Raw genomic sequence first — 15,165 nt, forward strand, 5'->3', positions numbered from 1 at the left:
AGAATAGTTGAAGGCAATAGAATCACATAAAAGTACTCATACCCAAAACCTAATTCAAAAAAAGAGGGAGCCGTTCTTTAATCAGAAGGGACAAGGAGTTTTTTTTTCAAGAACAAATAAAAATACACCTTCTTTTTTTGGAGAAAATACTATTCAAAAAAAGGAAAATGTAAATACCGATGTCATTCAGAAACAAGATGGACCAGATCAGGTTACAGAAGAAAATAATCCACCAGAAAGTAGTACGTCTACAACAACAAGTCAAGGTGGAGGTACTCCACGAACAAATAGGTGTTACACCAATCCTGAGTTCCCGGACTTTAGGTGTCTGGCGTATGCTTTAAAGCTAGATGTAGATGAGAATTTATGGAATAATGCTCATCATTTTTATCGGGTGGCATCATTATATCCGGGAAATAATGAGTTAATGTGGAACACTTTTTTAAGATATGGATTAGGGATTAACCTTTTACAGACAAGTTTTGGGTTTTTGGGAGCTAACGAAACATTAGGATCAGTACTCTCTTATGGAACCGGGATAGGACTAAAATCGTTTGAGTTTTTTCAAAATGGAGAACTTCAGTTAGATATCCCCATACCCTTGGGAAGAGGAGTTAATTTGGATTTTCAATTTGATCTGAATGCTAATCCAGATGATTTAACACAGATAAGAGGAGTTAGTGGGGGAGTTGGACTCTCAGGTCACTTTTAGGACGAATTAGTATAAATATTTTGGTAGAAAAAAGATGTATAATCAAATAAAATATAATTAGGGATTGAAGAAAAATAGATGAAAGTTGCCGAAGCACATAAAAGTTCTACTGCTAATAACACTATTCAGGCAAAGTACCAACCGTTCTTTAAAAAAGAAGGGCAAGGTAACTTTTTTTCAAAATCAAAGGAGGCAACAAACTCTTTTTTTAATCCTACAACGATACAGCCAAAACTTACTATAGGTCAACCTAATGATAAGTTTGAAGTAGAAGCAGATGCTATGGCAGATAAGGTAGTGCAGCGATTAAATGATCCTTCTGCCTCCGCAGGGTATTCTCGAACAAATGATGTAAGTGTAGTGCAACCCAAATGTGCTACCTGTGAGCAAGAAGAGAAATTGCAAAAAAAGGAAGAAGAAGAGATTCCAAAAAATAATTTAGAAATACAACGTAAACCGATTTTTGAAAGTAATGCAGACCAATCTGATATAGATGTACAAACCAAACCATTAATACCTTTTATACAAACCAAATGTGCTGCTTGTGAGCAAGAAGAAAAAATACAAAAAAAAGAAGATATTTCTGATCAGGAAGAAGAAATTCAAACCAAATCAGATACAACAGAAGGTAGTTCTGGCTCTGATTTACAAAGCCGTCTAAATTCTAGTAGAGGAGGAGGCAGTCAATTGCCATCAGGTATTCAGTCCTCTATGGGATCAGCCTTTGGAGCTGATTTTAGTAGTATTCGTATTCATACAGGTAGAGAATCGATACAAATGAATAAAGATCTAGGAGCTCAGGCATTTACCTACGGTAGTGATATTCATTTTAATGAAGGAAAGTATAATACCAATTCTAGTTCGGGGCAGCATTTGCTGGCGCATGAGTTGACACATACCATTCAACAGGGAAAAGTTGGACCTTCTCCCAAATTAATGAATAAAGTGATTCAAAAGAAACCTATAGGAGAAGAAGTTCAGGATAAGCTTCGAGGTACAAATACAACTCTCACTACAGAAGCTCCTATACCTGGTGCCGCCCCCAGAGGAAGATTATCCCCAGTAGCACCAATAGGATTTGATGTAATGGGATATGCCGATTTGTTTGAAAGTAATGGAAATATCCCAGGAATAAGAGGTATTCCTCACAATGATGTACTAACCGATGAGCATGCAGGCAAAACAAAGTATATTTATAATGACATTAGATCTACAGATCTGGATAAAGCAAAAGGACCCAAAAACCCAACTCCTACTTTAAATGGATATGCAAGATTTGCAGTTGATAGTCAAGGAAACAGCACAAGAATAGGAGGAAGTGGATCTATATCAGGGAATTTTTCTTCTCCAGTTAGAATTGGAGAAATTAAAGGAAAAGATACACTTTTGGATAATCCATTAATGGCACCTAGTCAACTAAATCATTATCGCAAAGGATTAAGAAGATTTTCTTCATCTGCACGAAGAGATTTTGGAAACCAGATACAAACTCCTTCCGTAACTGCATTAACTGGCCTTTCCATTCCAGAGGGTCTTAATTATGATGAGTTTAATCGTGAGTATGATAAAGAAAATGCAGGATTTATAAAAAGAGGAAGAAAACGAGTATGGTTAGCAGAAGTAGGAGACTCAGGCGTATACTTGTGGGCACGACTTCCACACCCATATAGAATATCTCCAGCAGTTTTAACACAGGAACGTCAGGCAATAACCCAACTTAGAGAACAGGTATTAGAGAGTTTTAATAGAATACGCCAAAATAGACCAAACGGAAATTTAAATAGAAAAGAAGAACCAGGTAAAAAAGAAAACCACCATACACCACAAGTAAATCAGCAAAGTAAAGAGCGTACAAATGAAAGTACTATTTCTAGGCATAACCCTTCAAACAAAGTATTACAGAAAAATACAGATTGGCCCGCCAAAAGGCGTAATTTTAATAGGTCTTTAGGGAATTGGAAGCGAACACATGGTAATGTTTTCTTAAGAAATGATGAAGTTGAAAAATACCTAGAAGAAAAAGTAGAATTTGACAGAAAACTCAATAAAAGAGAAGGAGCGACTGGACGTTTTAATGAAGCTACAAAAGATTATAAGAAAATTGAATTTTGGGCTGGACCCAAAGGACTTATTATTGGGAATCTTAGGATATTATTAGGAGAAAAATTTGATCTTTTAGCAGAAAAAATAGAAGGGTTAAAGGAAAGAACTAGAAATGTAAAAACGAAGGCCAAAGGACTTAAATCATCTGGTTTTAGTAAAGGTTGGATGGCTCGCATAGTAAAACTTCTGCTCAAAGGGTTTGGAGTTGCATTTGAACAATTTTTAGAATATAGTTTTAGTGTATTTGCGGGATGTATTTCTGCTGTGATCGAAAAATTTGAAGAAGAGATGCGTCAGCAAATTGTAGAAGGATTAGTTGATGAAGAGCTAGAAGCCAAATTAAACGAATTAAAAGCAGAATTAGAAGAGCTCATTACAAGTCTTGAAGAAAAATACGAAGAGCAATTGCAGGCATATGAGCAAATTCTAGAACAAATGAAAGATGCTGCATTTTATACCAGCATAATTGCTACTGCTGTTAATCTTATTCGTGTTGGAGTACAAGTAGTGTCATGTTTTACACCACCAGCTCTGGGTTGTTTATGGGGACTAGTAGCTAATTTGGGAATAGAGGTAGCTTTAAATTTGGTAGTTGGAACAGAGTGGTTTGAAGAAGAGTTTATGAAACCTCTTGTGGGTGATTTGATGGAGGATTTTATGAAGGATTCATTGCTAGAGTTTTTAAATGGCATATTTGAAATGGTAGGTTTAGAAGATTATGTAGAAGGAGTAGCAGCTTGCACCCCATCAGAAGGAGGAATACATTCTTCAAGGTTGTATAATCCTGGTCATGGGATTATTATCCCACCAGATATGTATCAGGCTAGAGCAACCGCCTGGGAAGCAAGAAACCGTTCGGTTTTAATAAGTGAAATTGTTACGGCATCTGGAGGTACGGCATCTCAGGAAGATATAGATAGGTTTATTGAACATGTGCAGGATCAGGAGATGAGCTCAGAGGATTTTGCCAGAATTGTTGGAGAAAGCAAAACCTCTGAAGATAGCTTTGATTTTGGAACCATAACCGAACAAATACCAGGCCTAGAAAACTCAGAAAGTGGTGAAGGAGAATCGGTTCGTGTAATAGATGGAGAAACCTCCCCAATGACAGGAGGAGTAGGATCTGGTAGAGCTGGAACCATAACTGTTAGAAGTGCTTCTCTACAACATGTAAAAGGATCTACAGCCGTATTAAACCTTACTTGTGTAAGTAATGATGGCGAAAATGTCATTATTACTAATGTTCGAACCAAAGTTTTAAATAGGTATTATTTTGATTCTAATTCAGGAAGTAGAGTGTCAAATAGAGGGGCTGCGGACCATATGCAGATTATTTACCAAATAACTAAACAAAGTGGGTATACAGTACCTTTTTCTGATAGTACAGGGGTTTTACCTTTTGAGAAAAATATAAGGGGTTATGTCGAATTTTAATAAATAATTAATTAATGAGTAGTAGTACGATACATACATTCTTTCAATATTCAACCGATAAATTTGTGGAGGTTCGGAATGCGTATACCCATATTTTAAATAGTGAAGATACTGTGTCTTTAGATGAAATCGGGTTGAATAATAAAAGGTTTGTCTATTATGGGCAGTCTGGTCAGAAAAACCATAATGAAAACTCTAGTTCAGATAAAAAGGATATAGTAGAAGTATTAGAATCCAATAGAGTTTATATAAAAACCCCTCCTTTAATACATCCGGCATTCGTGAAAGAAATAGCCGAAATTTTAAACCTCTCTATAAAAGATCTATTCGGGATAGCAAATTATGAAGTTGCTATAATAGAAGGCAAGAGAATTACAAGAAATGTGTATGATAAACCTGTAAATACAGGTCCTTATCATATAAAAAGTATGCTCGAATCCAAAAATAAAGATTCATCGTCATTGATGATTACCAGAATTCCGTTGTTGCCCATCCAGAAACGCCCATTTTTACCTTGTCTTTTTGACCATACCATACCAGGTGTTGATAATTTGAATTATCAGCTTTTATCAACCATTAGCAAAGAATTATTAGCAGTAACAGGGCATAAGGACTTATTTTTTGCCAATTCGCATAAAGCACTGCAACAGTATTTTGAAGAATTAATTGTTAGCATAAATGAGAAATTACAAGATGATAGGTGGTCTACAATAAAACAAGTTAGAGAAATAAAAGGAGAAGTAGTAAACTCACACCAAAATGATACTGAAATTGCTAAAATCATTAGTCCTCTGGATGAATTTATCTATGTTCCATTGTATAGAGAGGACATACAGGAAGAGATGCAGAATATCCCGATTGATGTTTTATACCTAGACAAGTCAATGATATGTATTCAGTATCCTCATAACATCATATTTTACAACTTTACAAATCAAAAAATTGAAACAGAAATAGAAGTGGAGTGCTTTCAATTGTGTGATATTAATATACAAAAAAAAATAATCCAGTTTTTTGGAAATTTGGATGAGGATAAGCACCAAATGTCCGATTTTATACATTATAATGTTGATTCTAAAGAATGGTTTACAGGAGAATTTGAAGAGTTTAGTTATGTGGAGTTTTCCCACCAGATAGAAAAACAAAGACTTATAGATTATAAAAATGATATTGAGTTTTATCTACATGAGTTAGCCACTTTCCCTTCAAAGAAAATAAGAAGTACATGTAGCAAATACATGTGGATAACTGATAAATACAATAATGGGGGGGTATTTTGCCTAAAATCTGGTCTATGTGTGTTCTTTGCTAATAACTTAGGTCTACATTTAAATAGGGCACTTCCTATTTTAAAACCAAAAGAATGTCTCTCTATTATAGAGAGCAACGCTGCATTAGAAGATCAACTTTATGGATATCAAAAAAGCAATCAATTTGAGCTTGGAGCATTAATTGTTTTTGAAAAAAAACACTTGTTGTTATGTGATACTATTTTATACCATAACGGTCAGCCAATTTTAGAAATAGCATTTCCATATTCCTGTGCAGGTTTTAACAGGGATGCTTCTCAACTTTTTTTAATCAGCACTATTGGTATAATCATAATGGATATTAGGTGCTTTCTAGAAGTTAATACCATAAAATACGATTTTATTGATATTCAAAAAATGCGTGATAAGGAGTGAAAACAGCAGAAAAAAATAGTACCACTACCGCAAAAAGCCATATCCAGGCTAAACAAGAACCTTTCTTTGCCAAAGAGGGGCAGGGTAACTTTTTTTCAAAATCAAATGAAACAGTAACACCTTTTTTTGAACATACTTCTATTCAACCAAAATTAACCATAGGACAGCCCAATGATAAGTATGAAGTCGAGGCCGATGCAATGGCGGATCAGGTGGTACAAAAACTGAGTAGCACAGAAACCAATGGTACTCCTGTAGAAAGTAATAAAGGAGGCAGTATACAAACAGAGCCAATCGTTGTTTCAAAAATTCAGACAAAATGTAGTACCTGTGAACAGGAAGAAAAATTACAAAAGAAAGAGGAAGAAGTATCAGGAGAAGATGTAGAGATACAGCGTAAACCAATTTTTGAAAGTAATTCAGAACAATCTGATATAGATGTACAAACAAAACCGTTAGTTCCTTGTGTACAAACCAAATGTGCTTCTTGTGAACAAGAAGAAAAATTGCAGAAAAAAGAAGAAGAGCAATTAGAGGAAGAAGAATCTATTCAACAAAAATCAATAGATAGTGGTGGAGAAGTAAAACCGGATTTACAAAATCGCTTACATTCAAGTAAGGGTGGAGGTAGCTCTTTACCATCAGAGACACAATCTTCTATGGGAGCTGCATTTGGAGCAGATTTTAGTAATGTACGAATCCATACAGGGAGTGAATCGGTACAAATGAACAGGGAGTTGGGGGCACAGGCATTTACCAATGGCAGTGATATCTATTTTAATGATGGAAAGTATAATACTAATTCCCGTTCTGGTAAGCATCTATTGGCTCATGAATTGACACATACTGTGCAGCAAGGAGCTATAGGAATACACCCCAAAATTAATTTATCACCAAGCTTATCTACAAGTCATTTTAAAGGGAATTATTCTATTATGTCAGGAAAATCCCTCAATTTACAGGCATCTTTTCTTGATGATGTTGGGAGTGCATTTTCTGCGGGTGCTGATTTTGTTAGTGATGCAGCGGGAGATGCTGTTGATTGGGCAGGTGAAACCATAGGTGATGCATTAGAATTGGGAGCAGATGCAATTATGGCTATAGTACGTAGAGTTTCTCCTGGTTTGGCTGAACTAATTGAAAATGGTCCTCTCCAAATGATAAGTGAGGCGTTGAATGGAGGAATACAGAGTTGGTTGGCAGGGGTTTTTTCCGAATTAGGAATAGGAGAATTTATCGAAGGATTAAAAGGGAATTTTGAAAGTGCTTTTTTAATACTTCAAGGTATTGTTAATGGAGACGAAGCTTCTTGTGAAGCTTTTAATCAAGCAATTCAGGGAATAAGAGAGTTTATTTCAGATTTTATGAACAACCCCTTCTTTGAAGCTATTAGAGAAGTATTTACGCAGGTGAAAAATTTCCTGTCTGAAATGTTCGATTTATTAATTGCTCCTATTCTCGATACTGTAATTGAACTTATGGGAGAGGCTTTTTCTGTTGTTCGTGATATTGCAACTACAGTTTGGGGTTGGCTCCAAACGGTAAAAAGTTATATGGAGAGTGCATGGGATTGGGTAATGGAGCAACTAGGTTTTACTGGTGAAGGAGAAGATGGTATATGGAATCATTTTAAGGAATTTGCAAGTGATATCTGGAATGAGATTAAAACTACTTTTGAACCTATTATAGGTCCCTTGCAAACAATATTGACAATCCTTCTGGTGATTTCGCCGGTAGGACCGATGTATATTACCATTATGTATGGTCCAAGAATAGTTGAAGCTATACAATGGTTGTGGAATAACAAGGATAACCCAAATATTATAAGAGATGCAAGAGAGCAAATGGGAGATAGTATTTTGCCTCAACTCTTGGAAGCAGGAGAAGCATTTGTTAATGAAATTAGTGGTGCTGTAGACATGATGATGTCACAGTTTGTAGAATTAAGCTCAGCACTTCTAGAATTTATAGGTTCGGTTACCGGTATTCCATTATTGGACATGGCAAAAAGTTTTGTAGAAACAATTTCTACAGGAGTTCAGGATTTTATTAGTTGGGGACAAGAAAAGTTACAGGGTGCAGTAAACTTTTTCAAGACAATTTTTAATAAGATAAAAACTGTAGTTCAACCGTATATGGAGATTATCACCTCCATAGGAATGGCTATTCTTAATCCTCCAATGATACCTATTATTTTAGCGGGATGGGCATGGAGGGCATTACCGAATTGTTATAAGCCTCCTATTATAGATTTCTTATTAGATGGAATTATAGCTTTTCTAGAAGCATTACCAATGCTTCCTATGATGGGGCCATTATGGCCATTACTAAAAACATTTGTGATTGGTTTCTTACAAGGATTTAGGGAGCGAAGTGACGATGAAAAAATTGCTGTAACTAATAAGTTGGCAAAAATCATAAGTGGAGCTAGTATTGACTTTATTATTGGGTTTGTAATAGGTTTCCTAAAAGGTGTATGGGAAGGTTTAACTGATCCTTTTGTACTGATTTATCAAATATTAAATGGATTAAACTCATTGATAAGCTGGTTCTATGGAGTAATGACTCAAGATACTTCGCCCGAAAATGCATCGCAAACAGATCAAACCGCTGGCACTCCTGCTGGTTCTCAACAAGCGATGTCATCTCGAATGAGAGAAATGGGTGAAGAGCTTGAAGAACCTATAGGTCAAGTCACAGGAAATTTTCAAGGTGCCATTACTGAACATTTTGAAGGAGGTGAAGGTATGACCTTTGAATCCTTGTCTCAAAAACTTGGTGATATGTGGAGCAGAGCAGAGACAGCCATAAGAGGGGCGGGTTCATCACTTGCAGAAAGTGTGGTGACTTTTATGATGGCTGATGATTCTGAACGTAAAATAGGAGAAGGAGTTGGTTGGTTGGCAGGAACTATTGTTTTTGAAGTAGTCCTAGGTATCCTTACTGCCGGAGCATATGGTGCAGCAAGTACTGTTGCTAAGTTACTAGACTGGACCGGAGAAGCACTCGGTGCTATATTTAAAATCATAGGAAAACTTGGAAAACATATAGTAAAACTCTTTGATAAGATCATGGAGATGGCATCTCATGCTACGGGTGCATTACGAATTGTAATGGATGCCCTCAAAGAAATTGGAGAAAAGTTAATGAGGTTTTCTGATGAGCTATTTGGGCGTTTTGGCAGAGGTGCAGCCTCAGAAGCTACCGAAAGAACAGCCAGAGAAGTAGCTGAGGCTTCTAGTGAACGGGCTGCCCGTGAAGGGGTTGAGGAAACTGCAGAAGAGACTGCCGAAGAAGTAGCAGAACGTACTGCCAGAGAAACAGGAGAAGAAACTGGAGAACGAGGTGCTCGCGAGGGGGTAGATGATGCTACAAAAGCAGCAGAATTACCAGCAGCTATAGCCGCGGCAAGAACATTAACCGAAACGCAGGATGCGATAGATACCCCGGCATTAGTTACGGTTGGAATGCTTAATGGTATAATCAAACCCCAATATCGCTGGATAGAGCATTTTGAAGCACGCCCAAAAGGAGGACTTGGCAGGTATTCTGTTCATATGATTGCTAGTGATCATGAAGTAGATTCTAGTTATACTGAAGACAGACCTGCTCCTGGAGCTCCAGGCTCTCCTGAACATAAATCACGGAGATGGCAAGAATATCAGGATAGAGGCGGAGAATGGACTTATGAAAGGTGGTCTAAGCAATATGAAGTTAATATGAGACAAGCGCCTAGGGCTAATGCAGCAATGGACGCGTACCATCAAAAACTTGGTTGGGGAGAGCGTGAAGTTACTGTTGATGCAGGAGGACAATCAAGAAGATTAGACATTGCGGATGCAGACCCTTCAGTTTTGAGAGGAATAGAGCATAAAACAGGATATCAAACAGCAAATCAACATAATTTATCTGAAGTAGCAAGAGATAAAATTTTGCAAGATAATCAAGGTTGGGAAATTACTTGGGTATTTGAAGGTACAGCCAGTCAACCACTACTTAAGGCACTTCGAGATGCTGGAATCCCCTATAGGTTTGAGTGAATTTAACTAAATTTGATTAATATAAATAAAGTATAAGTAAATGAAAGAAAATAGAGAAGATTTTGAACAATGGTTATTCTATATGGATGATATTCTGGAAAAATTTATATTAAATTTTAAAGACCAATCTAGAGAGACCTTGGATTATTCAGTCGATTCATTAGATATTTTAGAGAACTGGATGCTCAATAGTTTTGAAGATCATAAAGAGTTAATGGTGGAAGGAAATAAAATACTAAGGGATCAGATTTCTAGATATATAGGAGAAACTTTTAGAAAAAACCTTGAGTGTAAATGGGATATAAAATTTGAAGATCCAAAATTTGCATTTTACGGATTACCTATTCTTGTAGAAAAGGATTCAGGTAATACCATAATTTGTCCCCATGCCCTTTCAACTACAACTATTGCAAGAAAGAGAGGTGATTTTTTAAGTAAGTTATTGAATAATAATATGAAAAAGTAATGGATCTTAATTTGAAATGTTAATCAATGTTTATGGTCATTATATTTTTCTGTATTAAATAAGTAGGATAAATGCTCTACCATACAAAAAAACCAACAGTTCACTATTTGTTTCCTAAAGGATATATCTTTCCTATGGGTGATTTTGAAATTTATTCTACCCAAGGAGAAAAGAAATTAGTAGAGAAGAGTGCAATTACATCATTTAAGATATCTGATATAGAAGCTATGGCATTGTTGACAGGTGAACTTAAAGGAAAAGTAAATTTGCTGATGGATGGGATTAAAAATATAGCTTCAGACGTGAGTAGTACCGAGAATACTTCTGAGAAAAAGGAGAAATCTAAGAACGAAACTACTTTTGAAAAAATTACTCAAGGAATAGAGTTTTTTAAACTTACCACAAAAACAATGAGCTTATTTTGGAAAATCAATACAAGTAATAATGAGGCTGAGCTTTTAAAATATAAACAGGAGATGATTGACATGAAAAATGTTTTCGAAGAGAAAGGGTACGAATTACCCGAAGATTTTGAAGAAATACCATTTCAACTTAAAGAAAAATATAAAGAAGAAGGGAAACTTAATAACTTTCAGGAAGCAGCAGCAGAATTTAAGAAAGCATTTTCGAATATAAAACCGTAGTGTATGGATATTAGTAAACAATAAAAGTAAAAGGGGAAATACGAATAATTAAAACTTAAAACCAATGACAGCAAAAAAGAAATATACACCCAGCAAAGCCCATGTATGGAACAGATTAGTATGCGATGCCATACACTATGTAAATGCCACACCCACTATTGCATCCAGGGCATTGGCAATCGTACATACGGCGATGTATGACGCATGGACTAATTATAATGACGGAGGATGCGAAGTAAGTACGACTACTGGGAGCAGGTTAAAACAACCCGATAGTAGATGTACCAGTGAGAATCGAGAAAAAGCATATAGCTATGCCGCTTATACCACTGCACAAGCATTATTTTGGTGTGGTTTACCACCGGAAAAGAAAAGTATGTTTCGTGATTTTATGTGCGAATGTGATTACAATTCCGATGATAAGAATCTGGAGCCCGATAATGCTGTAGGGATAGGGAATTTATCCGGGCTTTTGGTATTGGAATGCCGTGCCGGTGATGCCGCCAATCAGTATGCAACCCTGCATGAAGGTAAGTACTCTGATTATACAGGATATTGCCCTATAAATCCTCCGGTACCGCAGCCATTAAAATATGAAGATCGATGGCAACCACAATTGAGAAACCATAAGCCACAAGAGTTTATGACAGCACATTGGGGGTTGGTAAAACCATTTGCCTTAAGTTGGGGAGGACAATTCAGACCACCTGCACCAATATCCTGCAATAAAAAAGAATATAAAAAGCAGGCAGATGAGGTTCTAAAGTATAGTGAAGGACTTACTGATGAACAAAAAATAATAGCAGAATTCTGGGCGGGGATGCACGAAGATAAATTTGTAGATTCAGTAAAAGATGATACTGGAAGATGGGCAACCCCTCCTGAGCAATGTTGCAGACAAGCCAGGTATTTATCAAAAAAACATGGGCATAAGAATGCCTATGATATCAAAATGTTCTTCTTGTTGTCTAACGCCTTAATGGATGCGGGTATAGCTGCCTGGGATTGTAAAGTGTTTTATGACTATGTAAGACCTGTTTCTGCCATTCAGGATATATATAGAGGAAAAAGTATTGACGCCTGGGGAGGTCCTTGCGAAGGGACTCAGCAAATAGAAGGAGAAAACTGGTTGCCCTATATTCCTTCTCCTCCTTTTGCAGAATATGTATCAGGACATAGCACTTTTAGTGCAGCAGCAGAAGAAGTACTATCCAGTTTTTGCGATAGCGGTAAATACGGAGAAAAAGTGATTATACCCAAAGGCGGATCTCGAATAGAACCTGGATGTACTCCAGCCGAAGATCTTACTCTGGATTGGAAACTCTTAAAGGATGCTGCAGACGAAGCCGGGATTTCAAGGCTGTACGGAGGGATTCACTTTAGAGATGGGGATCAGGAAGGTAGGACACTAGGCACCAAAGTAGGCTGTGAAGTATGGAATAAAGTATGTGAGTATTTTAACGCCGAACTTGGATAAAATCTTGTGTCCGATTTTTCTCATATGAGAAAAATTAGGAGAGAAAGTAAGGCTTGTTATTGATACCCCAATCTTGTAGAAGTTCAATTGAAAATAAAAGGTTCGACTTCCTTCGACAAACTCAGGATGACCTACGAACTAATAACAAAAGAATATAATTGTCACACTGAGCTTGCCGAAGTGTAATACGCTTGATGAATCTAAATCTATTAAGGATGGTTTGTAGTAAATTAAAATCATGACAAATGAAGGTAATATCGATTGCTAATTTTAAAGGTGGAGTAGGAAAAACAACAACAGCTATTAATCTGGCGGCGGGGTTAAAAAACCTAGGCAAAAAAGTACTCCTGATCGATGTGGATCCACAGGCTAATTTGACCCAATCGCTGGGGGTAACTGAAGATATTAAGAATTCAATATACGAAGTGCTACGTAAAGAGGCTTTTGGAGAAAAAACCAGTATTACAGATGTACTGATTACAGCCTCGGGATTAGATGTGATTCCTTCTTCTCTTGATTTGGCAGGAGCAGAGTTAGAACTAGCCAGCGTATATGGCAGAGAACAAATCTTATCCCAATTGATAGCGCCATTAACTGCTTATGATTATATACTTATTGATTGCCCACCTTCTATGAGTATGTTAACGATTAACGCTTTGGTAAGTAGTGATTTTGTTTTAATCCCTTTACAGGCAGAATTCTTACCTTTAAAAGGCGTGAGAAGTTTTTTAAACCATTTTAAACTGGTTAAAAAACTAAATAAGAGAATTAAATTATTAGGATTTGTACTGACCAAGTATGATGAAAGAAAAAAAATGAACCGACAGGTCAGAGAAGAACTTGAAAAAGAATTTTCAGAAAATATGATCTTTAAGACACATATTCGAAGCAATATTGCCCTGGCAAACGCGCAAGAAAAAGGGATGGATATTTTTACTTATGATAAAAATACCAATGGAGCCAAAGATTATAGTGAGCTTACCTCAGAATTTTTATCAAAATTTAATTAAAATAGATGTAGAGAGATGAAAAGTGTATTTTCCAGTAGAAGAAATAAAGTTCCCCACAATAATGAAGGAAAAGAAAATAAGGAAGCTCCCTTTTTTTCTAAAGAAGCTAAAAAACCATTTTTTAGCGTGTCCAATGGAGGTGCTGTACAGACTAAATTAAGCATTGGTCAACCAGGAGATAAATACGAAAAAGAAGCCGATTCAATGGCTGATACCGTAGTTAATAAAACGGCAAAACCCGATATACAAAATAAAGAGATTAGTAGTATTCAAAGAGAATCATTAGCAACACCACAGGAGGATGAAAAACTAGGTACAGCAGAGCAAAGAATGGAAGAAGATAAGCTCGTACAAGAAAAGCCTGAAATCCAGAGAATGGAAAATCCAGAAGAGGAGATGGTTAGTAAGATGGAAGGTGATGAAGAAAAGGAAATGATTAACAAAATGGACGAGGAACAGGAAGACCCTAAAGCATTACAAACAAAAAGTGACGGGACAGCGCAAACTGCAAGTCCAAAAATTACGCAACAGCTCAAAAGTAAATCTGGCAAAGGCAACCCTTTATCCAAAGCTATGCAAACCGAAATGGAAGCTTCTTTTGGGACAGATTTTAGTACTGTTAATATACATACGGATCAAGATGCAGTAGATATGAACAAAGAGTTAGGAGCCAAGGCCTTTACTCATGGGAATGATGTGTATTTTAATTCGGGAAAATATAGCCCAGATACTACTGAAGGGAAACGACTGTTGGCACATGAACTCACTCATGTGGTGCAACAAAACAATCAATTGAAACGCAAAAAGGAAATCATCCAACCTTACCGAAGTAAAAAGGCTTTTAATTTTAATACCGATCCAACAGATCCCAAAAAAAAGAATACAGGAGCGTTACAAGAAGAGAATTTTAATAAGAAGAAAGATAAAGAAAAAAAACCGTGGATTCAGAAGATCTATATACATTTTGATGGATATAGTGTGGATGATGATGGGGATTGGATGCCCACAGGAAACCTTTTTGCTTTTTATTACCCGAATTCTATAAAACCGATGGACTGGATACCTATCCCACCATTTGGAGTTCCTTTTCCAATACCAAAATTTATCTCATTTCCTATTTCCGGAGGAAAACACAATGAAGGCTATACTGATTCAGGTAAGTTCACAGTGACCCGAATTGAAGGAGTAGGGTATAATGATATGCCGTATACAAAATCTGATGGAGGAGACCTTGACAGATCCAAAGGAGAGGGACCTCGACAAAAATATGCTAAGGATTTAAATTCATCAATGTCATATGCTATCTTTTTTAATGGAGGTCAAGCCATTCATTCAGGAGGGTTAGATACAGGTTCTCATAGCTGTGTACATGTAGATTGGGGTAAAGGTAAAAGCATGGGAAATACAAGGGAATTACAGCAACTAAATTATCATTCTGTAAAAGGATTAACCAAAGTCGTTGTTAGTTACGATCCCAAAATTTTACCAAAATTATGCTGTGATCGTTTAAAACATCAAGGAAAGAAAAAAGGAAGAGGAGTTAACCCATGCAACAAAATAAAGGCGGAAACTTGTTAATCTAGTTTAAACAAAA

At 36.5% G+C, this 15,165-nt stretch carries 9 protein-coding genes; all 9 read left to right on the forward strand.

Going from position 1 to position 15,165, the window contains the following annotated elements:
* Nucleotides 1-7 precede the first annotated feature (7 nt).
* Nucleotides 8-712: a hypothetical protein gene (locus C1X07_RS08820; RefSeq protein ID WP_103069645.1), complete on the forward strand. Its 705-nt coding sequence runs from the start codon at nucleotides 8-10 to the stop codon at nucleotides 710-712.
* A 78-nt stretch (nucleotides 713-790) separates the two neighbouring features.
* Nucleotides 791-4,249, forward strand: a complete 3,459-nt coding sequence (locus C1X07_RS08825; RefSeq protein ID WP_103069646.1) for an eCIS core domain-containing protein — start codon at nucleotides 791-793, stop codon at nucleotides 4,247-4,249.
* Nucleotides 4,250-4,263: 14 nt separating this feature from the next.
* Nucleotides 4,264-5,934 (forward strand): hypothetical protein, encoded by a 1,671-nt coding sequence (locus tag C1X07_RS08830; protein ID WP_103069647.1) that lies wholly within the window; start codon nucleotides 4,264-4,266, stop codon nucleotides 5,932-5,934.
* The gene (locus C1X07_RS08835) at nucleotides 5,931-9,974 is read left to right on the forward strand and encodes an eCIS core domain-containing protein (RefSeq protein WP_103069648.1); all 4,044 of its coding nucleotides are present in this window, start codon (nucleotides 5,931-5,933) and stop codon (nucleotides 9,972-9,974) included. The genes C1X07_RS08830 and C1X07_RS08835 overlap by 4 nt, the downstream gene beginning before the upstream one ends.
* A gap of 40 nt (nucleotides 9,975-10,014) precedes the next feature.
* Nucleotides 10,015-10,440 carry a hypothetical protein gene (locus C1X07_RS08840; protein WP_103069649.1) on the forward strand — a complete coding sequence of 142 codons (426 nt, stop codon included), beginning with the start codon at nucleotides 10,015-10,017 and terminating at the stop codon, nucleotides 10,438-10,440.
* Between the two features lie 71 nt (nucleotides 10,441-10,511).
* Nucleotides 10,512-11,084, forward strand: a complete 573-nt coding sequence (locus tag C1X07_RS08845; protein WP_103069650.1) for an Hsp70 family protein — start codon at nucleotides 10,512-10,514, stop codon at nucleotides 11,082-11,084.
* A gap of 64 nt (nucleotides 11,085-11,148) precedes the next feature.
* Complete coding sequence (locus C1X07_RS08850) at nucleotides 11,149-12,561, forward strand: vanadium-dependent haloperoxidase (RefSeq protein ID WP_103069651.1); 1,413 nt, start codon at nucleotides 11,149-11,151, stop codon at nucleotides 12,559-12,561.
* 245 nt (nucleotides 12,562-12,806) lie between these two features.
* Nucleotides 12,807-13,571, forward strand: coding sequence for a ParA family protein (locus tag C1X07_RS08855; RefSeq protein WP_103069652.1), 765 nt, complete (start codon nucleotides 12,807-12,809; stop codon nucleotides 13,569-13,571).
* Nucleotides 13,572-13,586: 15 nt separating this feature from the next.
* The gene (locus C1X07_RS08860; RefSeq protein WP_103069653.1) at nucleotides 13,587-15,149 is read left to right on the forward strand and encodes an eCIS core domain-containing protein; all 1,563 of its coding nucleotides are present in this window, start codon (nucleotides 13,587-13,589) and stop codon (nucleotides 15,147-15,149) included.
* The last annotated feature ends 16 nt before the right edge of the window (nucleotides 15,150-15,165 follow it).

The sequence above is a fragment of the Aquimarina sediminis genome (assembly GCF_002895435.1).
GTDB lineage: Bacteria > Bacteroidota > Bacteroidia > Flavobacteriales > Flavobacteriaceae > Aquimarina > Aquimarina sediminis.